This is a genomic window from Mycobacterium sp. HM-7, from assembly GCF_053852335.1.
In genome coordinates, this window is the sequence record NZ_CM132657.1 from 500,106 (window position 1) to 522,983 (window position 22,878).

Sequence of the window (22,878 nt, forward strand, 5' to 3'; positions counted from 1 at the left end):
CTAGTGAATCAAAACGCCTTCACGCCCGCTGTCGAGACGAACATCCCGCGGCCGGTGCCGGCATTGGTGAAGCGGGTGCCTTCGGCCCCGGCGAGGATGGTCCAACCCACCGCCGAATACGTCTGGTAGTCCAAGGTGACGGTCGGGATCGCGCCGAGATTGCCCACGCCCCAAGACAATTTGCCGTCCGCGGTGACCCGGACGCCGTGCGCGGTCTCTCCGTTGACCTGCGGCGCATTGGCGAAGGTCGATTCGCAGTCGACAGCCGCTTTGCTGAGCTGGCACCGCGTCTGACCGGACTTGGTCGCGACGAAGACGTATCCGTTCTGCGGAGCCAAGGCCTGCGCGGTGGGTGGCACCGCACTCGGTGGGGGGATCGGGCTGACCGGAACCGGGCGGATCGCCTTTTCCGATGGGGTCGGGGTGCTCGTGGCAGACGTTGCTCCGCTGGGCAGCGCCGACTTCGGGCTTCCGGGGGTGGAGCCGTCGCAGCCGGCGAGCAGTGCGGCCGCCAATGCAGCGGTAGCAGACATGGTGAGCCGTGTGTGGTCCATCGGCCATCAGGCTACGGGAGATCTGATCGCGCTGATCCAGACCGCTGCCCCGGCGCGTCCTGCTGCCTATCGTCGATCTTCCTTAGTGAACAGAGGTGGCGATGAGCAGAAAACACATATCCCCGCTCGGTCTGGTGGGCGTCGTCGCCATTGCCGTCGCCGGAGTTCTGATCGGGTTCAAGAACATTCACAGTTCCTCGCCGGATGCGCTGCTGAACGTGTCCTATGACCCGACACGCGAGTTGTACGCGGCACTCGATCCGCAGTTCGTCGCGCAGTACCGCGACCAGACCGGAGTCACCGTCGACATCAGCCAGTCGCACGGCGGGTCCGGCCGCCAGGCGCGCAATGTCGTCGACGGTACGTCGAAGGCCGGTGTGGTCTCACTGGCCTTGGTCAGTGACGTCGACAAGCTGGCCAAGCGTGGGCTGATCGCCAAAGACTGGCAGCACCGGCTGCCCAACAACTCGGTGCCCTATACGTCGACCATTGTGTTCGTGGTCCGCAAGGACAACCCGAAGAACATCCACGACTGGCCCGACCTGGTCAAGGGCGATGTCTCGGTGGTGACTCCGGACCCGCGGACATCGGGCAACGGCAAGCTCAGCGTGCTGGCCGGGTGGGGTTCGGTGACGACCCGCGGTGGCTCCGAGGCAGCGGCCCACGACTACCTGGCGGCGTTGTTCAAGCACGTCTCCGTCGCCGATGAGGGCGCGCGCGGCGCGGCCACCAGCTTCGCCGTGCAGAAGATCGGCGATGTGCACCTGACATGGGAGAACGAGGCCATCCGGGAGGTGGCTGCGGCGCCGGGTGAGCTGCAGATCGTGTATCCGCTGGTGAGCATCAAGGCCGAACCCGCGGTGGCCTGGGTCGATGCGAACGTGGCCGGCAAGAAGACCGAGGCCTACGCCAAGGCCTACCTGGACTACCTGTTCACCGACCCGGCCCAGGACGTGATCGCGCAGTACGGTTACCGCTCGATCAACCCGCAGATCCAGGCCAAGTATCGGGCCCAGTTGCCGGACATCTCGCTGTTCCCGGTGTCCGCGATCGCCGAGGACTGGGCAGACGCCGCCGAGAAGTTCTTCGGCGACAACGGAATCGTCGACACCATTCATATTCCTGCGCAGCGAACGGTGGTGGGATCGTGAGCCTGCTTTCGAACCTGAAACTCAACTACGACCGCACCTTCGCCCGGCGCGATCTGATCGCGGGCCTGACGGTGGCCGCCATCGCTCTGCCGCAGGGCATGGCCTATGCCTTGATCGCGGGTGTCGACCCCAAGTACGGCGTCTTCTCCGCCATCGTGGTGACGCTCATCGCTTCGATATTCGGTTCGTCGTCACACCTGATCAACGGACCCACCAGCGCCATCTCGCTGTTGGTGTTCAGCTCATTGGCGTTCATCGACCCGGAGAACCGCACCGAGCTGTTCGAGGCGCTGTTCGTGCTCGGGGTGTTGGTGGGCACCATTCAGATCCTGATCTCGGTGTTCAAACTCGGTGACCTGACTCGCTATATCTCCGAGTCGGTGATCGTCGGGTTCATGTTGGCAGCCGCGTTCCTGCTTGCCCTGGGACAGTTGGGGAATGCGGTCGGCGTCAAGGACCGGGGCAACGGCACCATGCAGGTGCTGTACCGCACCTACCTCACGCTGTTCCACGGCGACGCGATCAACTACCGCGCCGTGATACTGAGTGTCACGGCTGTCGTGGCGGCCGTCGTGCTCCGAAAGTTGGTGCAGCGCTTCGGCTGGCCACAGATCGACATGCTTGCCGTGTTGGTCATCGCGGCTCTGATCGCCTACTTCTCGGGCTGGTCGACGCCGAGCCACGGCGGCAAGGCCGCCGTGTCGATCACCGGAAAGATTCCCGCCAGCCTGCCCGACTTCCACATTCCGGTGGTGCATTGGGAGTGGCTGCCGCACCTGTCGCAGGGTGCGTTGGCGGTCGCGTTCATCGGCTTGATCGAGGCCCTGTCGATCGCGAAAGCCATTGCGCACCAGACGCAGCAGAAGATCGACTACAACCGGCAGATTCTGGCGGAAGGACTGGCCAACCTGACCGGTGGTTTCTTCCAGAGCCTGCCCGGTTCGGGCTCGCTGTCGCGGTCGGCCATCAACTTCCAGGCCGGCGCGGCCACCCGGTTCTCCGGCGTCGTCGCGGCGGTGGCAGTGGCCGGCGCACTGCTGTTGTTCGCGCCGCTGTTGAGCTACATCCCGAAGGCGGCACTCGCCGGCCTGTTGTTGGTCACCGCGGTGCGTTTGGTCGACTTTCATCGGTTGGTGCGCACGGTCAAAGCGTCTCGCTACGACGCGGGGTTGGTGATCGTCACGGCAATCACCGGCGTGGTCGTCGATCTGGACAAGGCAGTGCTGCTCGGCGTCGCGCTGTCGATCCTGTTGTTCGTGCCCCGGGCCTCCAAGCTCAAGATCGCCGAGTTGGTGGTCACCCCTGAGCGGGTGGTCCGGGAACGCGTCGGCGGTGAGCCCGACAATCCGGCCATCCTGATCTACGACATCGAAGGAGAGTTGTTCTTCGGTGCCGCACCGGAAATCGAGCATGCGCTGGACGCACTCACCGAACGGGTCAAGACCGAAGGGACCCAATCCGTGGTGCTCCGGCTGAAACGGACCCGCAACCCCGATGCGGTGGGTATCGAGCGAATCGAGCGGTTCCTGCGTGACCTGGCCGAGCTGGGTGTCACCGTCCTGCTGGCCGGCGTCCGGCCCGACACGCTGGACGTCCTGGGCAACGTCGGGCTGCGTGACTGGTTCCCGGACGAACACATCTTCCCGGAAGAGGAGAAGGAGTTCTCGGCAACGCTCAAGGCAGTCCGCTACGCGGAGTCACGGCCGGTTCCCAGTGGCGTCAGCAGCGGCGGGGAGCTGTACTACCTGGTCTGACCGGACCCGCTACTGCGGAGGCAGCACCGGCGGTCGGCAGATGTTGTTGATCGGGTCCCACCACGCGCCGTCGCGGCAGTCGAGCGGCGTAGTCGAGACGGGCGGTCGGCAGCTGTTGATGTTCGGGTCCCACCAGCCGCCGGGGCAGTTCTGCACCACCGGGGCCTGGCACCGGTTCTGTACCGGATCCCACCAGGTGCCGTTGTCGCAGTCCGCGTTGCTGACGGCCGGCGCGATCGCGGCGGTGATGGCCATGGGCGCCAAGGCGGCCGCGGCGATGACGGCGGCACGCTGCAGTGACTTGTGCATGGCGCCAGCCTAAAGGGCCTCAGTTACAAGGCAAGTCACCCGGCGTGTAGTAGGGCACCCCGGCCGGGGTGTAGCACGGCGGCCGGCCTGCCGCGGCCTGGGCGGCCGCGTCCTCCGGAGCCGCCGCAGCCACCGCCGCATCGCCGGCGATGTTCGTGCAGCCGCCGGCACTGACGTGGCGGCCGCCGACACTGCCGCACACATCGGCATGTGCGGCCGGTGCGCCGACGGCCGGCACGGCCGCGGACGCGAGCAGGAACAGCACTGCAACAACGGACTTCTTCATACGAAGAGTATTGACGACTGTGTCAGTCCAGGTGTCAGTTTTCCTTGTAACCACCGCTGTCCGTCCGGGTGAAATACCGGCCCGGCGGGGGCAGCGGGTCGTGGCGCAGCGGCCCGGCGACCGGGCGGTGCCACGGCGTCATCGGCAACTCGTCGACGATGCGGACGAACGCGGGCCGTTGCTCGGCCGGCAGGCTCGCCAGCGCCTCGTCCAGGTCGGTGGCCGAGATGTCCTGCCCGTCCAACAGGGACAGTGCCGCGACGGCCACTTCGGCGTCGTCGGAAGCGACTCCGTAGGTGTGCACGAGGTCGACGGCGGGCAGCTTGCCGATGGCCGCGGTGATCGGCAGCGACGCCACCACGTCGTCGACGGTGCGGATCTGGGTGTCGACGGAGTCGATGAGCCAGTAGTCGCCGTCGCTGTCCCGACTGACCAGGCTGCCGCTGGAGAACCAGGCGTCGCCGGCCGCGAACAGATTGCGCAGCGGCGGCGCCGACGCGGTGGTCGCGGAACTGATCTTCACGAGCAGCAGGCCGGTCTCGTCGTCGGCGCACCGCACCGCGTAACCGTCGGCGCCCGAAAGAACTTGCTGCGCTTCGGGATCCCACTGCACGACCTCGACGGTCGCGCTGCCGGGCAGCGGCCGGCCCAGCGAACCGGGCTTGGCCGGGTTGACGTTGGCCAGGATCGCCTCGCCCTCGCTGGTCGACCAGAAGTCGAGAACACCGGCGGGTGCGAACCGGTCCAGCACCCGGCGCCACAGGCCGCGCGGCATGCCGGAGCCGACGAACAGCCGCACCGAGTGGTTGCGCTCGGCAGGCTGCGGCGCGGCGTTGACCAGTGGCCGCAGCTGCGCCCACGTGTAACAGACGATCGTCACGCCGTACCGACGCACTTCCGTCCAGAACGTCGTCGGGTCCAGGTCGGTGGCCATCGCCAGCCGGCTGCCGCCCGCGACCGCGCCGCCGATGCCCGTCAACAGGCCGGAGGTGTGATAGATCGGGTTGATGCAGTAGACGGTGTCGGAGTTGTTCAGCGTCGCCGACGTCGCGGTGCCGTACGCCGACAAACCGAAGCGGCCGTTGGTGACTCGGATTGGACGCGGGTCGTCGTCCGGACCGCCGAAGAAGATGAACGCGAGCTCGCCCGCGCGGCCCGGGTTGGGGCGGTACCAGTCCGGGATGCGCACGGCGTTGGTCTCGCCGATCTCCAGGGCCGTCAGGGTGCGGTCCCGATTGAGGTACGGCGTGTCCAACAGGAAGGTGTGCAGCGGGCGCCCGGCGAAGTCGGCCTCGGAATGCTCGGGGTCCGCGATGACACGGTTGACCTTGCCGAGCTCGACCTCTCGCGCGGTGTCGGCGCCGGGGCGCAGCATCACGGCCACCGCGCCGATCCGGTTGAGCGCGGTCACCACCGCCAGCGCCGACGGGCGGGTGCCCATCAACACGCCCACGTGCTCACCGGCACGCACACCCGCGGCGAGCAGGCCGCGGACCACCGCGTCGATGCGGACCTTGTTCTCACCGTAGGTGTAACTGCGGTCCTCGTACATGAAGCTGACGTCGTTGGGTGCCTGCTGGGCCTGCTCATCGAACAAGAGCGCCAACGAAATTCGCGTATTCGCGTCCAGTCTGCGGATCCGCGCCAACCGGGGCATCTGGCGCGACACCGTGCCGAACATGCCTCGGACGTCCCCGACCGAACGCGCGACGGAGCCGGCGACCATGCGGCCGGCGTCGATCAGCGTCTGCACACCCTCGGCCGGCCCCGCGGGCGCCGGTTCGCCTGCGGTCGTCGTCGCATCGATCATGGTGACGTGCTCCGGCTGCGGGCCCTTGCCCTCGGCATACCGCATCCAGTCGGCGACCAGCGGCCAGGTGTGCGACGTCGCGGTGCTGCCCACGACCAACCCGAAATGCCCTGCGTGGAGGGTGCTTTCGTAGATGTCTGCGCGCGGCGCCGCCCCCACGATCCCGCGCACCGAGGCCGGCGGGGCGATCTCGTCGACGTCGCCGACGAACGCCAGAATCGGCGAGGTGATGTCGGCAAGGGTCACCGGCCGTCCGGCGATGCTGAATCCGCCCCTCAGCATCCGGTTGTGCACCAGGAACTGCTGCAGGAACTCGGCGAGTGCCGGGCCGGGCCACGCCACCCAGCCGTCGTTCATCAGGTAGCGGCGCTGCCCTTCGCGCGGCAGCAGGGCATCGCGGTCGTGCAGCGCGGCGAGGAACTGCAGCTGGCCCGTCACTGCTTTCACCGGGTCGAGCAGCTGGAACCCCAACCGGGTCGCCCAGCCTGGCACCGACCGACCCCGCAGGACGTTCTCCATGACGAACCCCATGCCGGGAATGGCGATTTCCGCGGGGACGCCCATCGGGGCCGTTTTGCTGAGATCCACCGGGCTGCCGAAGGTGATGACGCTGGCGATGCCGACGCTCCGCCGGTACGCCGAGGTCTGGTAGCAGAACATGCCGCCCTGCGAGTAGCCGGCGAGGTGGACGTCGCCGCCGGTCAAGGTGACCATCTCGTCGATCGCCGCATCGACTGCCAGCACGTGGTCGCCCAGGTTGCGCTCCAGGCCGCCGGCTTCCTTCTCCGGCGAGCCGAAATCGATGACCCACGGGTCGATGCCGTGCTCGATCAGCGTGCGCACGCCGCTGGCCTGCGGCGATACGTCGAACACGTCGGCCGTCAGCATCAGGGGTGGCACCAGCAGCACCTGGGGACGGCCCGCCTCGCCACTGGTGCGGTACCGCCGCAGCTTGTGGATCCGGCCCTGGGCGACGACGTCGTACGGTGACGGTTCTTCGCCTGTCTCCAGCCCGCCGTAGCGGGCCACTTCCAGCCAGTTACGCGTCGTCGCCACAACCCTGTCGAAGATCACGGTCCGCCCTTTCGATCAACACTCGGTGCAGATCATGCCAAGCGGATGCGTTCACCACGGCAGTTTGACCGCCAGTCTGGGTGTCGGCGGGTTCGTCGACCGCAGATGGACGTCGGTCGAGCGGATCGGATCGAGGACTCGGGTCAGGAACGTCAGCTCGTCGGCGAGGGCCGCCTCGTGGCAGGGGCCCGAGTAGAAGTCGAAGTGGTCGGCCGGGTACTCGACCAGATGGGCGAGGTATCCGGCCTTCTTCGCGGCGCGGCGGGCGGCGTCCGGCGGCGCGATGAGGTCGTTGGTGCCGACTTGCACCAGCAGCGGGCACTCCAACTGACTCGCGTGCACGGTCGGTCGGTTGAACGCCATCTCCAGCACCGTGCGGGCGGCGAATTCGTTGCGCCAGGTGGGCCCGGCCATGGCGAGGCAGGCCTCTTCCGCGCCGGGTGTGGTGAGTGCCGCGGTGTCGCCGTGCTGTCCGGTGACGGGCACGTAGTGCGGCCGGCGCCCGAGGCGTGCCCCCGCGGCGTCGAGCAGGCCGTGCGCGACCAGGCGGGCCAGCGGCCCGGCACCCGCCTCTTTGTAGCCCTGCACCAGCGCGGCCAGGCCATCGGTCGCGGGACACAGGGACACCACGGCGGCGACCCGCTGGTCCGCGGCGGCGACAGCGATGACGTGCCCGCCGGAGTACGACGTGCCCCACAGCGCGATGCGATCGCGGTCGACGCCGGGCAGGTTCCGGGCCGCGTCGATGGCGGCGTGATAGTCCTGGCGCTGCTTCTTGACCGAAACATCCTGGCGCGGTTCGCCTTCGGAATCACCGAAGCCCCGGTAGTCGAACAGCACCACGTCCATGCCGGCGGCGGCGAAGGGCTCGGCGAACGCCAGTAGCCCGGAGTCGCGGGTACCGCCGAAGCCATGGGCCATGACGACACACGGTCGCCCGCTCTGTCCGGTCAGTGCGTCACTGTCTGCGGTCAGATGCCATGCGGCACAACGTTCGCCGTGGCTGATGAAAAAGAACTCGGTTGTCATGATCGCTCCTTCGGTCAGACCACGGACAGCGGCGCGGAGGCGGGCGTGAAGACGAGCGCGGGATCCTCGATCGGGCCGTTGCGCAGCCGTTCCTGATCCATTTCGTAGGCGTGCTTGAACGCCCATGGGCCGTATGTGCCGCCGCGCGGGAACTTCGCGACGGCTCGCTGGACATAGCCGGACGTCATGTCCAGCAATGGAACTCGTTCCATGGTGCCGTCTTCGAGGACGGGGACCACCTTGCTGTAGCCGTGCTCGTCCATGTAGTCGAGCATCCGGCAGAAGTGCTCGCAGACAAGGTCGACCTTCAACGTCCAGGCGATGTTGGTGTAGCCGACGGCGAACGCGAAGTTCGGCACGTTGGACAGCATCATCGCCTTATAGACCGTGAGGTCGGGCAGATGAAGCAGATGCCCGTCGACACTCAGCGCGATCTTGCCGAACGGCGTCATGTTCAGCCCGGTCGCCGAGATGATGATGTCGGCGGCCAACTCCTGCCCGGACTGCAGCAGGATGCCGTTCTTGGTGAACCGGTCGATGTGGTCGGTGACGATCGAGGCCTTGCCCGACGAGACCATCTTGAACAGGTCACCGTCGGGCACCATCGCGAGCCGCTGTTGCCACGGGTTGTACTTGGGCGTGAAGTGCGTGTCGACGTCGAAGTTCTTCGGCAGCTGCCGGGCCACGTTGGCGATCAACAGCTTTCGCATCAGCTTCGGGTAGCGCATGCACATCTTGAACATCCCGCGGTTCAGCGAGATGTTCTTACGTCGCACGATCTTGTACGCCCGCTCGTGGCCGAGCACCTTGTTGAGCACGTTGGCGATCGGGTCGGACGCCGGAATCGAGAACACGTAGCTCGGCGAGCGCTGCAGCATGGTGACGTGCGCGGCCTTGTCTGCCATGTTCGGGATCAGGGTGACGGCGGTGGCGCCGCTGCCGATGACGACGACGTTCTTGCCCGTGTAGTCCAGATCCTGCGACCACAGTTGGGGGTGGATCACCGGGCCCTCGAAGTCGTCCCTGCCCGGGAAGTCGGGGATGTACGGATTCTCGTAGTCGTAGTACCCGGTACCCAGGAACAGGAAGCGTGAGGTGAAGGTTTCGGGGTGCCCGTCGTGGGTGGTGGTGACGGTCCAAAGTCCTTGGCGGGAGTCGAAATTGGCCGAATCCACGTGGTAGCCGAACCGGATGTGGCCGGCCAGGTCGTTCTCCTCCACGGTCTGCTGCAGGTAGTCGAGGATGATGTGCCCGTCGGCGATGGACTTGCGGTGCGTCCACGGCTTGAAGCCGAAGCCGAAGGTCGGCATGTCCGAGTCGGACCGGATGCCCGGGTATTGGTGCAGGCTCCAGGTGCCGCCGATCCCGTCCCGGCCCTCCAACACCAGGAATGAGGTGCCCGGCCGAAAAGTCTTGAGGTGATACGCCATTCCGATGCCGGAGATGCCGGCGCCGACGACCAGGACGTCGATGGGAGCGGTGGTTGTCATGGGCACTCCTTTGCCGGTCCGGCGGGTGTACCTGCGACGTTAGTAGTGCGATGCGGCGTCCACGCCGGGTTTTGCAGACTTGTCGCGCTTACCGCGTGCACTGTGAGTTCCGGGCCTGGCCGGCGTCACCGGGCGGGCCCGCTGTCCATCGACACAGGCACGGATCCTCGACGGTTAGGTGGGCTCGGTAGTCCTGGCCGAGCCCATCCCGCCTTGGGCTACAGCACTCCCCCGTCCGCGCAGCGATCCTTGACGGTTAGGCCGGCTAAGCGGCGCCAAGCCTCGGGCTGCGGGGCCCGGCGGCTTTCTGTGCGCCATCCCATCGCCTGCATGCTGTTGGCTAGCCGATCTAACCGTCGACGATCCAGCCCCACCCTTCCCGCAGCGGTCTGTCGGTTCCAATCACGCTGCGCCCCTTCTATTTAGGCACCCTAACCGTCGGCAATGACACGCTCGCCGCGACCGCCATTTCATGTCGGTGGGCGAGCGTATGTTCGAACACATGAGCGAATCATTTGGTGGTCCCCACGCCGCGGCCGCGGCAGTCGACGCGATCACCCTCTCGACCCGGGAGGAGAACGCCGCCGGCGCCCGCCGCCTGGCGGCGATCGGTGACCTGTGGGCACTACGGGCCCCCGACGATGACATCGAGAAGAGGTATTGGGCGATCGACGGCTATGCCGGGCTGGTGGTCGAGGTTGCCGCCGCGTTGGGGGTGTCCCGCAAGCGAGCGCAGGCGCAGGTGGATCGGGCGGTGATGCTGCGCACCCGCCTGCCCAAGGTGGCGGCCGTCTACGCCAAAGGCCTGATCGATGCGGTGATGGTCGCGATGATCGTCGCCCGCACCGACCTGATCATCGACGACGACGTCGCCGGGCAGGTCGACGCCGACCTGGCCGCCAAGATCGTGGCGTGGGGGCGGTTGTCGAAACCGAAAATGGAACAACGCATCGACGCGATCATCGCCGCGTCCGACCAGGCCGGCGTGCACGCACCTCGACCCCCGTCGCAGGCCCGCTACCTCGACATCCGCGCCTGCGGCCCGGGGGCGGCGAGCATCTGCGGAACGGTCGATGCCGCGACCGCCGCCGTACTCGACGCTGCCCTGGATGACCTGGCCCGCGGGGTCTGCACGGACGATCCGCGCAGCCATGATCAACGGCGTGCCGCCGCCATCGACGCCCTCGCCCGCGGCGGTCGGTTGCGGTGCGAGTGCGGGCAATCCGACTGCCCCGCCGCGGCCGGCGAGCTACCGGCGCCGACCGTCGGCACCCGCGCGGTCATCCACGTAATCGCTACGCGCGAGGCAGTGGACGGGCAGGCCCCAGGGCTCCTGCCCGGGTACGGGCAGATCCCCGCCGAGCAGGTGGCCCACCTCGCCGAGGGGGCGACCATCCGCCGCGTGGACCTACCGCCGGATGCCGCCGAGCCGAGGTACCGGCCGTCGGCCAAGCTGGCCGAGTTCGTGCGCTGCCGGGACCTGACGTGCCGGTTCCCGGGCTGTGACCGGCCCGCCGAGGCCTGCGACCTCGACCACACCGTGCCATATCCGGCCGGCCCGACCCACCCGTCGGACCTCAAATGCCTATGCCGCTTTCACCACCTGCTCAAGACGTTCCACGGCTGGACCGACCACCAATACCCCGACGGCACCGTCGTCTGGGTCGCCCCCACCGGGCACACCTACATCACCAAACCCGAAGGCGCCCACTGGTACCCACAACTGGCCACCCCGACCGGAACACCCGAGATCGCCGAGCAACCGCCACGCACACCCGCGCGCGGGCACTGCATGCCCAAACGCCAACGCACCCGAGCCCAAGAACGCCAACAACTCGTCAACCAAGCTCGCATGGTCAACGAAGAACGCATCGCCGGCGAGGAATGGCGCCGGTGCCGCGAACTCGAAATGGCCTTGGCCGCAGAGGAATGGGATGAACCCGCACCCTTCTAGGCGGCCATCGCGGCATACCCCTCGGCGAGTGCTCGCAGCTGCGCCGCCCCGTCGCCGGCGTACGACGAACCGTGCATCAGGGCCAGCGTCGACGGATTCAACGCGGCGAGCTGTTCGAGTGTCGGCGCGAGGTTCGTCGTCAAGCCCGTGGCGTGGAAGATGGACTCCGCTTCCAGTGCCGTTGCCACGCAATCGGATTCGGTCAGCGCGGGGCAGCGCCCGGTGTGGGTAAACAGGTCGCCGGCGAGCAGGGTGGAGGTGGTCTCGTCGAACCACAGCCCCGCCTCCCAGTTGTGGGGAACATGCGGCGTGGCGATGAACCTCAACCGGTGTCCGCCGATGTCCAGGACGTCCTCGGGGGCGGCGACGGGTGGGCGGTCGCACATGTCGACCAGCGACAGCATCAACGCCAGCCCGCCGTGGATGACCTCGGCATGAGGGGCGGCGGCGAGCAGCAGGTTCATCGCGCCACACTCGTCGGCCTCGAGATGGCCGAACGAGATCCAGCGCAGCTGCTGTAGCGGGATCACCCGACTGATGGCGTCCGATACCAGCGGGAACAGCTGCCGCTGACCGCAATGGAATAGGAACGGCTCGTCGCCGGTCAGGAGGAACTGGTTGAACGTGAAGCCGTGTTCGGTGATGCCCGGAATCCAGGTGGAGATCCGGTAGATGTCGGGGGCAATCTCGTCAACTGCCGTGTTCGGGTCGGCACTCATCTGACAATGGTGCGCCCTAGCTGATCGCCGCGGCAATGCAATCGGCGAACCGCCTGGCGGTCGACCGGTCGATCTGCGCGAAATTGACTGCGATGCCGTTAATCTCAGATTCGGTCCGCTGCGGAAAGGTCGATAATGGCGCGACGATGAGGCCGTCGGCTTCGAGTGCTGCGGCAACGTCTCGGTCGCGGCGGTCACCGGGCAGCACGATGGCGACGTGCAGCCCCGCCTGTACGCCGAGCACCTCGAGGCTCGGGCAGCGTGCTTCGAGTTCGGTGATCAAAATGTCGCGGCGGCAACGGTATTCGCGGCTCGCTCGCGCCAGGTGCCGATGCAGCTCGCCGCCAGTGATCAATGCGGTGAGGGCATCGCGTGTGATCGTGGAGACCGCGATCCGGTGGTCGCGCAGGTAGGTCTGGGTCGCGTCGCGCAGGGGATCCGGCGGCACCAACCAGGCGGCGCCCAGGCTCGAGGCCAGAATTTTCGACGCAGTGCCGACGTAGGCGACGTGCTCCGCGGCGCCCGGTATCGACCGGATGGCGGGCAGTGGCGCGACGCCGTAGCGGAACTCGCCGTCGTAGTCGTCCTCGATGACGAGCGACCCGGTCCGCTTGGCCCATGCCACCAACTCGGCGCGCCGATTCACCGAGAGCCGGTGCCCGAGCGGGTATTGGTGTGCCGGTGTCGTGTAGACGATGCCGGCCTCATCGCCGAGTCGGTCGACGCACAGCCCGTCGTGGTCGACGGGAACGAAGACCGGTTGCAGGCCGCTGCGGGCGAACTCCTCCGCTGCGGCGGGATAACACGGCGACTCGAGATAGCAGCGGGTCAGGCCGCTCACCGCGGCCAGTGCCTGAAACGCGGCCGTCGACCCGGGAACGTCGAGAACCGTGTCGGTGTCGACGCCGCGGTTGACGCGGAGGTGATGGGACAGGGCGGCGGTGAAGGCGTTGTCGGTGTCCTGCCACGGAGAGAGCGTCGTGGGCCGGGACGACGCAGCGGCCCGCCACGCGCGCGTCCAAGCCCGCATGTCGATGAGCCCGGTGTCAGGTGAGCCGGGGCGGAGATCCACGATGCCGCCCGGCGGAAGCGCCGTGTCAGGTGGCGCCGGCGCCACGGTTTCGTCGTCGAGACGGGGTGCCCGGCTGGACAGCCCGGCTCTGGCGGCTGCCGTGGCGCCCACGGTTGTGCGAGTCCCGGCACCGGGCACGCCCTCGAGAAATCCGGCGGCGACCAGCTCCTCGTACGCGGCCGCGACCATGGTTCGTGACGCCCCGACCTCGTGGGCCAGGGCGCGGGTGGAAGGCAGCCAGTCCCCGTCGCCGACTTGGCCGGTGGCGATGAACGCCACCAGCTGGCTCGCGATGCCCCTGGCGCTGAGGTCGGTGATGTCGAGCGGCAGATGCACCAGCCGGGTGTGACGGGCCATGCCGCCACAATACTGGCATCACAGAAATACAATTTCTGGCTATTCCAACCAGTCCGCAATCGTGGTGATCTTGAATCATGGAGAAGGTCACCCGCAAGTACGGTCGGCAGTCCTCGGCGCGCGTCGCCCTTGATGAGTTCCTCGACGGGCAGTGGTGGGGCGTGCTCAGCGTCGGCGACGTGGCCCGCCCGAACGGCAAGGTCCGGCCGCTCGCGGTGCCGACGCTGTACGTCCGTCACGGCGACCGGATCCTCATCCACGGTTCGACGGGCGCGGGCACGCTGGGCATCCAGGGTGCGGGCCGGCAGGTCGCCTTCTGCGTGACGGCCATGGACGCACTTGTGGTGGCGCACAGCACTTTCGACTCGTCGGTGCACTACCGTTCCGCGGTGCTGTACGGCGACGTCCAGCCCGCCGCGCGTGACGACCGGGAAGCCCTGCTGGAACGGTTCAGCGAATTGCTGATCCCCGGCCGCACCGCCGAGGTGCGCGCGATGCTGCCCAAGGAGATCGCGGCGACCAACGTCATCTCCCTGCCGATCACCGACGGCGACTGGGTGTACAAGGTCAACGGCGGCCCGGTGAGCGAACCGGACGAGGAAACCACCGCCTGGGCGGGAATCGTGCCCTTCTCCGTCGCCTACGGCGCACCGCAACGGGCGGAGTGGTCGACGGCGGAGCTGCCGGAGTCGGTGCGGGCGATGGTCGCCGCGGGAGGTCACTGACCAGCATGGATGGTGCTGGATAGATGTTTTTGGGGAATCGGGAATAGATCGGGAACTGCTCCCGTTGGACTCACCGACAACAAGTTGAGTGCATCAGGCTCAAGTTCGGCTTGACAGACGGCCCCGTCCGATAGCAAGCTTGAGCGCAGTTCGCTCAGATCACCCATCAATGTCTATCAGGAGGCATCACTATGGCTCGTGCGGTCGGTATCGACCTCGGGACCACCAACTCTTGCGTCTCGGTGCTGGAGGGCGGCGATCCCGTCGTCGTAGCCAACTCTGAGGGCTCCCGGACCACCCCGTCGGTCGTCGCGTTCGCACGCAACGGCGAGGTGCTGGTCGGTCAGCCCGCGAAGAACCAGGCAGTGACCAACGTCGACCGGACCATCCGTTCGGTGAAGCGGCACATCGGCACTGACTGGACCGTCGAGATCGACGGCAAGAACTACACCTCTCAGGAGATCAGCGCGCGCACGCTGCAGAAGCTGAAGCGCGACGCGGAGGCGTACCTCGGTGAGGACATCACCGACGCCGTGATCACCGTCCCGGCCTACTTCAACGACGCCCAGCGTCAGGCCACCAAGGAAGCCGGCCAGATCGCCGGCCTCAACGTGCTGCGCATCGTCAACGAGCCGACCGCGGCCGCCCTGGCCTACGGCCTGGACAAGGGCGAGAAGGAACAGACCATCCTGGTCTTCGACCTCGGTGGCGGCACCTTCGACGTCTCGCTGCTGGAAATCGGTGAGGGCGTCGTCGAGGTCAAGGCGACCTCCGGTGACAACCACCTCGGTGGTGACGACTGGGACGAGCGCATCGTGCAGTGGCTGGTCGACAAGTTCAAGGCCACCAGCGGCATCGACCTGACCAAGGACAAGATGGCGATGCAGCGTCTGCGCGAGGCTGCCGAGAAGGCCAAGATCGAACTGAGCTCGAGCCAGAGCACCTCGATCAACCTGCCGTACATCACCGTCGACGCCGACAAGAACCCGTTGTTCCTCGACGAGCAGCTGACCCGTGCCGAGTTCCAGCGCATCACGCAGGACCTGCTCGACCGGACCCGCCAGCCGTTCCAGTCCGTGATCAAGGACGCCGGTATCTCGGTCTCCGACATCGACCACGTGGTCCTCGTCGGTGGCTCTACCCGGATGCCCGCCGTCACCGAGCTGGTCAAGGAACTGACCGGTGGCAAGGAGCCCAACAAGGGCGTCAACCCGGACGAGGTCGTGGCCGTCGGTGCCGCGCTGCAGGCCGGTGTGCTCAAGGGTGAGGTGAAAGACGTTCTGCTGCTTGACGTCACCCCGCTGTCCCTCGGTATCGAGACCAAGGGTGGCGTGATGACCAAGCTGATCGAGCGCAACACCACCATCCCGACCAAGCGGTCCGAGACCTTCACCACGGCCGACGACAACCAGCCGTCCGTGCAGATTCAGGTCTTCCAGGGCGAGCGCGAGATCGCTGCGCACAACAAGCTGCTCGGCTCCTTCGAGCTGACCGGCATTCCGCCGGCCCCGCGTGGCGTGCCGCAGATCGAGGTCACCTTCGACATCGACGTCAACGGCATCGTGCACGTGACCGCCAAGGACAAGGGCACCGGCAAGGAAAACACGATCAAGATCCAGGAAGGCTCGGGCCTGTCGCAGGACGAGATCGACCGGATGATCAAGGACGCCGAGGCGCACGCCGAAGAGGACAAGAAGCGTCGCGAAGAGGCTGACGTCCGCAACCAGGCCGAGTCGCTCGTCTATCAGACGGAGAAGTTCGTCAAGGACCAGCGCGAAGCCGAGGGCGGTTCGAAGGTCCCCGAGGACACCCTGACCAAGGTCGACGGTGCCATCGCCGAGGCCAAGACGGCGCTCGCCGGCACCGACATCGCCGCCATCAAGACGGCCATGGAGAAGCTGGGCGTCGAGAGCCAGGCCCTGGGCCAGGCGATCTACGAGGCCACTCAGGCCGAGCAGACCACGGGAGCTGGAGCTGCGGGCGCGTCATCGGCCGGTGCCGCTGCCGACGACAACGTCGTGGACGCCGAGGTCGTCGAGGACGATCAGGAGAACAAGTGAGCCAGAGCGATTCGCACGAGCCGGTGACCATCACCGACAAGCGGCGCATCGATCCGGAAACCGGCGAAAAGCGTGAGGGCGCTCCGGCGTCGGCCCCTGAGGGGTCGACGCCGGAGGCCCCGGCCTCCGCTGAGGCCGAGGCTCCGGTGTCCGACGAAGCCGCGGAGCTCAAGGCAGACCTGCAACGCCTCAAGGCCGAGTACGACAACTACCGCAAGCGGGCGATCCGTCAGGAGCAAGCTGCGGCAGAACGGGCCAAAGGCCTTGTCGCGCAGCATCTGTTGCCGGTTCTCGACGATCTCGAGCGGGCCCGTGCCCACGGCGATCTCGAGTCCGGGCCGCTGAAGTCGGTGGCGGACAAGCTGTCTGCCGCACTCGGCAACATCGGTCTGACTGCGTTCGGCGCCGAGGGTGACGAGTTCGACCCGTCGCTCCACGAGGCCGTTCAGCACGAGGGTGACGGTTCGAACCCGGTGCTGGGCACCGTGATGCGCCAGGGCTACAAGCTCGGCGAGCAGGTGCTGCGACACGCCATGGTGGGCGTGGTCGACGCGGTGCCTACCGAGTTCGGCGAGGCAACAGGTGCCTCCGACACGCCCGCCAATGCCGACGCTGCGACCGAACAGAAACCAGAATCAAACGAGTAACCGAGCGACGCTGAGGAGGTGACGCGACATGGCTCAACGTGAATGGGTCGAGAAGGACTTCTACAAGGAACTCGGCGTCACCTCTGACGCCACCAAGGATGAGATCAAGCGCGCCGCGCGCAAGGTGCTGGCCGACAACCATCCGGACCGCAATCCGAACGACGCCGCGGCCGAAGAACGGTACAAGGCCGCTTCGGAGGCCAAGGAAGTTCTGACCGACCCCGCCAAACGGGCCGAATACGACGAGACCCGGCGGCTTTTCGCCAACGGCGGCTTCGGACGTCGGTTCGGTGGCGGTGGGGGCGGTGGCGGCTTCGGCGGTTTCGGCGGCGACTCGGCCGAGTTCAACCTGGGCGACCTGTTCGACCAGGCAGGGCAGACCGGCGGCGCCAACATCGGTGACCTGTTCGGCGGCCTGTTCGGCCGGGGCGCGCAGCAGCCGCGTCCCAGCCGGCCGCGCCGTGGCAACGACCTGGAAACCGAAACCGAGCTGAGCTTCCTGGAAGCGACCAAGGGCGTGGCGATGCCGCTGCGTCTGACCAGCCCGGCACCATGCACCAACTGCCATGGCAGTGGCGCGCGTCCGGGGACCAGCCCCAAGGTGTGCCCGAACTGCAACGGCGCGGGCGTCATCAACCGCAACCAGGGGGCGTTCGGCTTCTCGGAGCCGTGCACCGACTGCCGCGGCACCGGGTCGATCATCGAGCACCCGTGTGACGAGTGCAAAGGCACCGGTGTCTCCACCCGGACGCGCACCATCAACGTGCGCATCCCTCCGGGCGTCACCGACGGTCAGCGAATCCGGCTGGCCGGGCAGGGCGAAGCGGGTCTGCGCGGTGCGCCCTCGGGCGACCTGTACGTCACCGTGCACGTCCGGCCCGACAAGGTGTTCGGCCGAGACGGCGATGACCTGACCGTCACCGTTCCGGTGAGCTTCCACGAGTTGGCTTTGGGGACAACGCTTTCCGTGCCGACGCTGGAAGGCAAAGTCGGGGTTCGGGTGCCCAAGGGCACGTCCGACGGCCGCATCCTGCGGGTGCGTGGGCGCGGTGTGCCCAAGCGTGGCACCGACGGTCATGGCGATCTGCTGGTCACCGTGAAGGTCGCGGTGCCGCCGAACCTCGAAGGTGAAGCGGCCGAAGCGCTGGAGGCATACGCAAAGGCAGAGCGGGCCAGCGGATTTGATCCGCGGGCGGGTTGGGCCGGGTCGCTGTGATGAGCGCTTGCGCGAAGAACCGAGGACACAGTGAGTGCACGACGCAAATCTGAGGACGCCCGGACCTTCCTGATTTCGGTGGCCGCCGAGCTGGCCGGTATGCACGCACAAACGCTGCGGACATACGACCGGCTCGGCCTGGTCAGCCCCGAGCGCACCTCGGGCGGCGGTCGACGGTATTCGCAGCACGACGTCGACCTGCTGCGCGAGGTGCAGCGCCTGTCTCAGGACGAGGGCGTCAACCTGGCCGGCATCAAGCGCATCATCGAACTGACCAACCAGGTCGAGGCGCTACAGGCCAGGCTCGCCGAGGTGACCGCCGAACTCGAGCGCACCCGCAAGCCCAGCACCGCACTGGTGCTGTGGGAACCGCGGCGTCGGGGGAATTCGCAGCGGGGTTAGGCGTCAGTCGGCCACCCTGTCACGCAACAACTCCCGCAACTGCGCGATCTCACCGCGAAGGTCTTCGATGTGCGCGGCGGTCACCGCGTCTTGTTTCTGATCGTCGCTCGACACGGTCTGCACGATCCACGACGCGATGGTCGCGGTGATCGAACCGACCAGACTGATCCCGCCAATCATCATGAGGCTCGCCATGACTCGGCCCGTGGTGGTGACGGGATACATGTCGCCGTAGCCCACGGTGGTGATCGTGGTCATCGCCCACCACACCGCAAGTCCGAAACTGGTGATGTGGGCGTCCGGCGCACCGCGCTCGGCTTCGTAGACCGCCAGCGCCCCGACGTACACCAGCAGCACCGCACCCGAGATGGTGTAGATGATCACCTTGCCGCGGATGGCATTTCCGATGGCTTTCTGGAGCGCACCGACCAGCACGACCAGCCGGAGCAGGCGAAGCGGCCGCAGCAGCGGCAGCAGCACGACGGCCAGGTCGATCAAGTGTCGGAAGAACCAGTACTTGCGATCCGGGGCCAGGTACAGCCGGGCCGCGTAGTCGGCGGTGAACACCGCCCACGCCAACCAGGTCACGAGGGTCAGGAGCCGGGCGACGAGTCCGCGCGGCTGAACGAGAACCTCGATGCTGTACGCGGCCAGGAACAGCGCGGCGACGGCGGCCAGCGGCCACTCCGCGCGGTGCTCCCACCTGTCGAGGCGGTCTTGCGTAGTCACGTCAGAAAGTGTGCGACACCGGCCGCGTTTTCGGAACTCAGTTGACCGTGATCGAGAACCGCGCTGTCACTGGTCGGCCCGGGGCGGCGGTGCGGTAGTCACCGCGGCGCAGTGCGTCTGTGGGCGCGGCCATGGGCTCGATGGCCACCAACGCGTCGCCGGGTGGCGCGAACAGCTGCGCGGCCGGGTAGCCGGTTTCGAAGGTCACGGTGATCCGGTGGTCACCGCCGCTGAGAATGAACTGCGCGCCGTCGGGCACCTCGTCGAAGCCGTCGTCGTAGGCGGTGTCGCCGAGCGGCCCGGACCGTGCCGGCCACGCCTCGGCAGCACCGGACGGCAACCCGCGATCGTCGGTCGGCAGGTGCCGCATCGCCGGTGTCTGCAGGACCCAATCTTCCCGAGCCACGCCCGGAATGGTCAGGTACGGGTGATACCCGAAACACAGCGGTACCGCCGTGGAAGCGGACGGTCGGACAGTCGTCTCGACGGTCAGGACACGGCCTGTCAACGTGACCCGCTGCGTCAGCACATGCGGGAAGGGGAACGACGCCAACAGGCCGGGCCGGCTGAAATCGACTGCCGCGGTGAGCGAGTTCGCCGACTGCTCGGTGACCAGCCAGCCCGGGTAGGCGGCGAGTGTGCCGTGCATGGGTGAGCCGTTCGGGTCGATACGCACGCCACCGGCGCCGGGCGTCAAGGTGACCACCGCGCCGTCGACGTCATACGTGGTGGCGCTCAACCGGTTCGCCCACGGATACAGCAGTGGGATGCCCATGGTCTTGGCGTTGGTCAGGTAGGAGTCGAGTCCGCGCCGCTGGCCGAGGAACTCGAGATCGCCATCGGCGAAAGAGGTTCCGATCATGCCCGCGCCGGGGACGAACGTCGCCGTCATCGCGGACTCGGGGTCGGTCAGTATGACGGTGCCGAGTTCGGCCATCGGTTCCTCCAGTGTCAGTGGGCCAACGGATCGTGCTGAATGCGTTCTGGTGGAGCGCCTTTCGCGATCAGCGCGGCTTTGGTCGCGGTGACCATCGTGGGCCCGCCGCACAGCAGAATCTGCCGGTCACCCCAGCTGCCGTAGCTGGTGACGACGTCGGGCAGCAGCCCGGTCTGCCGGACGTGCAGCCCGCGTGGGGGTTGGACGTCGGGGTAGTCGGCGGCCCACGGCGGGTTGGTGGTGTACTCGGACACCGGCGTGACGGACAGCCACGGATTGGTGGCCGCGATCTCCCACAGGATGCGCAGGTCGTAGAGGTCGCAGGGGTAGCGCCCGCCGAAGAACAGGTGCACGCGCGGGTTCTCGGCCTCGCGGCACAGGTTCATCAGCAGGGCCCGCAGCGGTGCCAGGCCGGTGCTGCCGGCCACCATGAGCACATCACCGTCGGAGCGTGAAACATGCATGCCGCCATGGGGGTTGGACAGCCGCCAGCGGTCGCCGGGTGCAGTCTGGTTGACGATCGCGGTGCTCACCATGCCGCCGCTGACCGATCGGATGTGGAACTCGATGGCACCGCTGGCATCGGACGGCATCGAGGGACTGAGGTGCCGCCACCGTCGCGGCCACTGCGGCACCTGCACCGCGACGTACTGGCCGGCGTGATAGGCCAGCGCCTGGTCCAGCTGTAGCCGCACCACCGAGACGTCGCGGGTGACGCGCAGATGCTCGACGACGGTGCCGTCGACGTAGGGCGGGGTCTGTTCGGAATCGGCGGCACCGCGCATGACACCGACGATCAGGTCGACGGCGTGCGTGGTGGCCTCGGCGACCCGCGCGTCCCAGCGGTCTCCGAGCTCGTCGCGCAAGGTGGCCAGCAGCGCATCGTGCAATGCCGTGTAATGCTGATGTCCCACACCGTATTTACGGTGATCACGGCCGAGTTGCGCGAGGAATGCGACCGGCTCTTCGGCGCGCTGCTCGATGAATTCGCCGAGCACCCAGAACAGTGCCTGGCTGAAGGCGGTGCGCTGGGCGGCCAGGTCCGGTGGAAAGAGGTCGCGCGCGGACAGGTCGCTCGCGAACCACCGGGTGTAGAAGCGGCCGATCACGTCGTTCCCGCCGTGCGCAGGGTCGACCGCGGCGCGCACCGTCATCAGCGCTTCGCGGTCGTCAAGTCCCATCAGGCATCGGAGAGGTGGTGTCGAAGTGGTTCTGTCCCAACGTACTGACAAAGGTGGGACCCAGCAGATCGAGTTCGCGCCGGTGCGCGTCGGCCCACGTGCCGTACGGCTGGTGCGCCAGATATTCGTTGCGGAACCGGTCATCCTCGGACACCTCGGTGACGCAGAACGTCGGGATCGCCAGGTCGACAACCGGTCCACCGCGCTCGACCTCGGCCAGCAGCAGCGGGGCGTTGCCGCCCATGAACCGGTCGAAGATCCAGCCGTCCTCACCCAGCCACACCGAGTACCGCACCTTGGTCACGACGTGCTCGGCGCGGCGGACGATTTCGCCGGCCACCAGTGGATCGAGTTCCCGCTCGGCTTCGTAGCGGGTGCCGCCCGCGGCCGGGCCCTTGGCGGTCATGGTGCCGATCGCGTCGCTGCCGATGGCGTCGATGAGGTCCATCGACGGATCGCTCAGATCGGCGGGGGCGGGGCCCTGGATGCGTACCCGGACGGCATAGCCGTCGGCCGCGAACAGGTAGGCCTGCACGATCAGGGCTGGGCTCGGGTCGGATGCGGTGACAGCGGGCAGGTCGCGGACGAGGAACTTTCGTTCGAACTCGAAATCGCCGAAGCCGGATTCGGACATGATTAGACGGTAGTCCTAGAGGTGGCTCAGACCCTTGTATGCCACGAGAAGTCCGATGATGATCAGGATCCCGGCGACGAGCACCGCGTGCTGGCGGTGCAGCCAGGCGCCGAGTCGGGCCATGGCGGGGTCCAGCCGCTCACCGGCTGCGACGTAGGTCAGCACGGGGATGGCGACCGAACTACCCGCGACCACCGTGAAAACCAGTACAGACGCCCAGGTCGCGGCGCGCGGGAGTTCGTCGGTGCTGATGGCGAGGCCGGCAGCGATGCACATGAACAGCACCTTGGGGTTCACCACGGCGAGCACCGCTGCGGTGACGAAGCCGCGGCCGGGGCTGATGTTGGTGAGCTTCCGCATCCAGGCCGGCTCGGGAGCGTCGTGGTTGCGATTGGCCCAGCGGTAGATGCCGAACGCGACCAGCAGGACGCCGATCACGATGCGCACCCACGATGCCGTGGTCGACGGATGTCCGGCCTCGGGCATCAGACCGGAGAGTTGGACGAACACCCCCGTCAGCACGGCGATGACCACCAGCCAGCCGGCGAGGAAAGTCAGACCGGTGATCCGGGCGTGGGGGGATTGCAGCACAAGCACTGCGGGAATGATCGACAGTGGCGACAGTGCGATCACCAGTGCCAGAGGAATCAGTTCGGTCAGTACCGAAACCCAATCGGTCATTTACGGCACCCCTTCGCGGTCGCGACAAGTATGCCTTCACGAGAAAGAACATTTGGACCGCCAGGAAAAGGACTTGAGACCGTATTGAAAATTGGTAGAAATTTCCT

The 22,878-nt window shown here is 67.2% G+C and carries 21 protein-coding genes; 8 read left to right on the forward strand and 13 right to left on the reverse strand.

Annotation, left to right across the window (positions count from 1 at the left end):
* Positions 1-8: 8 nt before the first annotated feature.
* On the reverse strand, positions 9-533 hold the full coding sequence (locus tag ACWW1C_RS02280; protein ID WP_455981926.1) for a hypothetical protein: 525 nt from the start codon (positions 531-533) through the stop codon (positions 9-11).
* Between the two features lie 122 nt (positions 534-655).
* Here ACWW1C_RS02280 and ACWW1C_RS02285 point away from each other — a divergent pair, with 122 nt between their 5' ends.
* Together ACWW1C_RS02285 and ACWW1C_RS02290 are read left to right on the forward strand one after the other, a co-directional pair.
* Positions 656-1,705 (forward strand): sulfate ABC transporter substrate-binding protein, encoded by a 1,050-nt coding sequence (locus ACWW1C_RS02285; protein WP_455981927.1) that lies wholly within the window; start codon positions 656-658, stop codon positions 1,703-1,705.
* Positions 1,702-3,459 carry a SulP family inorganic anion transporter gene (locus tag ACWW1C_RS02290; RefSeq protein ID WP_455981928.1) on the forward strand — a complete coding sequence of 586 codons (1,758 nt, stop codon included), beginning with the start codon at positions 1,702-1,704 and terminating at the stop codon, positions 3,457-3,459. Before ACWW1C_RS02285 ends, ACWW1C_RS02290 begins: the two co-directional genes overlap by 4 nt.
* 9 nt (positions 3,460-3,468) lie before the next feature.
* On the opposite strand, the gene ACWW1C_RS02295 is transcribed toward ACWW1C_RS02290, so the two are convergent.
* The 5 genes from ACWW1C_RS02295 to ACWW1C_RS02315 are packed head-to-tail and all read right to left on the reverse strand — an operon-like array spanning position 3,469 to position 9,457.
* On the reverse strand, positions 3,469-3,768 hold the full coding sequence (locus ACWW1C_RS02295; RefSeq protein ID WP_455981929.1) for a hypothetical protein: 300 nt from the start codon (positions 3,766-3,768) through the stop codon (positions 3,469-3,471).
* A 19-nt stretch (positions 3,769-3,787) separates the two neighbouring features.
* Positions 3,788-4,054, reverse strand: coding sequence for a hypothetical protein (locus tag ACWW1C_RS02300; protein WP_455981930.1), 267 nt, complete (start codon positions 4,052-4,054; stop codon positions 3,788-3,790).
* Between the two features lie 34 nt (positions 4,055-4,088).
* Complete coding sequence (locus ACWW1C_RS02305) at positions 4,089-6,938, reverse strand: AMP-binding protein (protein WP_455981931.1); 2,850 nt, start codon at positions 6,936-6,938, stop codon at positions 4,089-4,091.
* Positions 6,939-6,989: 51 nt separating this feature from the next.
* Positions 6,990-7,967, reverse strand: coding sequence for an alpha/beta hydrolase (locus ACWW1C_RS02310; RefSeq protein ID WP_455981932.1), 978 nt, complete (start codon positions 7,965-7,967; stop codon positions 6,990-6,992).
* 14 nt (positions 7,968-7,981) lie between these two features.
* Positions 7,982-9,457: a flavin-containing monooxygenase gene (locus tag ACWW1C_RS02315; RefSeq protein ID WP_455981933.1), complete on the reverse strand. Its 1,476-nt coding sequence runs from the start codon at positions 9,455-9,457 to the stop codon at positions 7,982-7,984.
* Between the two features lie 502 nt (positions 9,458-9,959).
* Here ACWW1C_RS02315 and ACWW1C_RS02320 point away from each other — a divergent pair.
* A complete protein-coding gene (locus ACWW1C_RS02320) occupies positions 9,960-11,411 on the forward strand; it encodes a DUF222 domain-containing protein (protein WP_455981934.1) in 1,452 nt (483 codons plus the stop codon).
* Here the strand turns inward: ACWW1C_RS02320 and ACWW1C_RS02325 are convergent.
* Positions 11,408-12,130: an oxygen-binding di-iron domain-containing protein gene (locus ACWW1C_RS02325; RefSeq protein ID WP_455981935.1), complete on the reverse strand. Its 723-nt coding sequence runs from the start codon at positions 12,128-12,130 to the stop codon at positions 11,408-11,410. The two genes, ACWW1C_RS02320 and ACWW1C_RS02325, sit on opposite strands and share 4 nt — an antisense overlap.
* 16 nt (positions 12,131-12,146) lie before the next feature.
* A complete protein-coding gene (locus tag ACWW1C_RS02330) occupies positions 12,147-13,559 on the reverse strand; it encodes an aminotransferase-like domain-containing protein (RefSeq protein ID WP_455981936.1) in 1,413 nt (470 codons plus the stop codon).
* A 77-nt stretch (positions 13,560-13,636) separates the two neighbouring features.
* Here ACWW1C_RS02330 and ACWW1C_RS02335 point away from each other — a divergent pair, with 77 nt between their 5' ends.
* The 5 genes from ACWW1C_RS02335 (at position 13,637) to ACWW1C_RS02355 (ending at position 18,609) form a co-directional block, all read left to right on the forward strand.
* Entirely contained in the window at positions 13,637-14,284 is a 648-nt protein-coding gene (locus tag ACWW1C_RS02335; protein ID WP_455981937.1) for a pyridoxamine 5'-phosphate oxidase family protein, read from the forward strand.
* 191 nt (positions 14,285-14,475) lie between these two features.
* On the forward strand, positions 14,476-16,344 hold the full coding sequence (gene dnaK, locus ACWW1C_RS02340; protein ID WP_455981938.1) for a molecular chaperone DnaK: 1,869 nt from the start codon (positions 14,476-14,478) through the stop codon (positions 16,342-16,344).
* Positions 16,341-16,991: a nucleotide exchange factor GrpE gene (gene grpE / locus ACWW1C_RS02345; RefSeq protein WP_455981939.1), complete on the forward strand. Its 651-nt coding sequence runs from the start codon at positions 16,341-16,343 to the stop codon at positions 16,989-16,991. The genes dnaK and grpE overlap by 4 nt, the downstream gene beginning before the upstream one ends.
* Before the next feature lie 28 nt (positions 16,992-17,019).
* On the forward strand, positions 17,020-18,207 hold the full coding sequence (dnaJ, locus tag ACWW1C_RS02350; RefSeq protein ID WP_455981940.1) for a molecular chaperone DnaJ: 1,188 nt from the start codon (positions 17,020-17,022) through the stop codon (positions 18,205-18,207).
* A gap of 99 nt (positions 18,208-18,306) precedes the next feature.
* A complete protein-coding gene (locus ACWW1C_RS02355) occupies positions 18,307-18,609 on the forward strand; it encodes a heat shock protein transcriptional repressor HspR (protein WP_455984115.1) in 303 nt (100 codons plus the stop codon).
* Positions 18,610-18,612: 3 nt separating this feature from the next.
* Here ACWW1C_RS02355 and ACWW1C_RS02360 read toward each other — a convergent pair whose 3' ends face one another.
* The 5 genes from ACWW1C_RS02360 to ACWW1C_RS02380 are packed head-to-tail and all read right to left on the reverse strand — an operon-like array spanning position 18,613 to position 22,771.
* Positions 18,613-19,338: a potassium channel family protein gene (locus ACWW1C_RS02360; RefSeq protein ID WP_455981941.1), complete on the reverse strand. Its 726-nt coding sequence runs from the start codon at positions 19,336-19,338 to the stop codon at positions 18,613-18,615.
* A 37-nt stretch (positions 19,339-19,375) separates the two neighbouring features.
* Positions 19,376-20,275 (reverse strand): aldose 1-epimerase, encoded by a 900-nt coding sequence (locus ACWW1C_RS02365; RefSeq protein WP_455981942.1) that lies wholly within the window; start codon positions 20,273-20,275, stop codon positions 19,376-19,378.
* A 14-nt stretch (positions 20,276-20,289) separates the two neighbouring features.
* Positions 20,290-21,456 carry an FAD-binding oxidoreductase gene (locus ACWW1C_RS02370; protein ID WP_455981943.1) on the reverse strand — a complete coding sequence of 389 codons (1,167 nt, stop codon included), beginning with the start codon at positions 21,454-21,456 and terminating at the stop codon, positions 20,290-20,292.
* On the reverse strand, positions 21,446-22,090 hold the full coding sequence (locus ACWW1C_RS02375; RefSeq protein ID WP_455981945.1) for a CYTH domain-containing protein: 645 nt from the start codon (positions 22,088-22,090) through the stop codon (positions 21,446-21,448). The genes ACWW1C_RS02370 and ACWW1C_RS02375 overlap by 11 nt, the downstream gene beginning before the upstream one ends.
* 15 nt (positions 22,091-22,105) lie before the next feature.
* Positions 22,106-22,771 carry a GAP family protein gene (locus tag ACWW1C_RS02380; protein ID WP_455981946.1) on the reverse strand — a complete coding sequence of 222 codons (666 nt, stop codon included), beginning with the start codon at positions 22,769-22,771 and terminating at the stop codon, positions 22,106-22,108.
* Positions 22,772-22,878 lie beyond the last annotated feature (107 nt).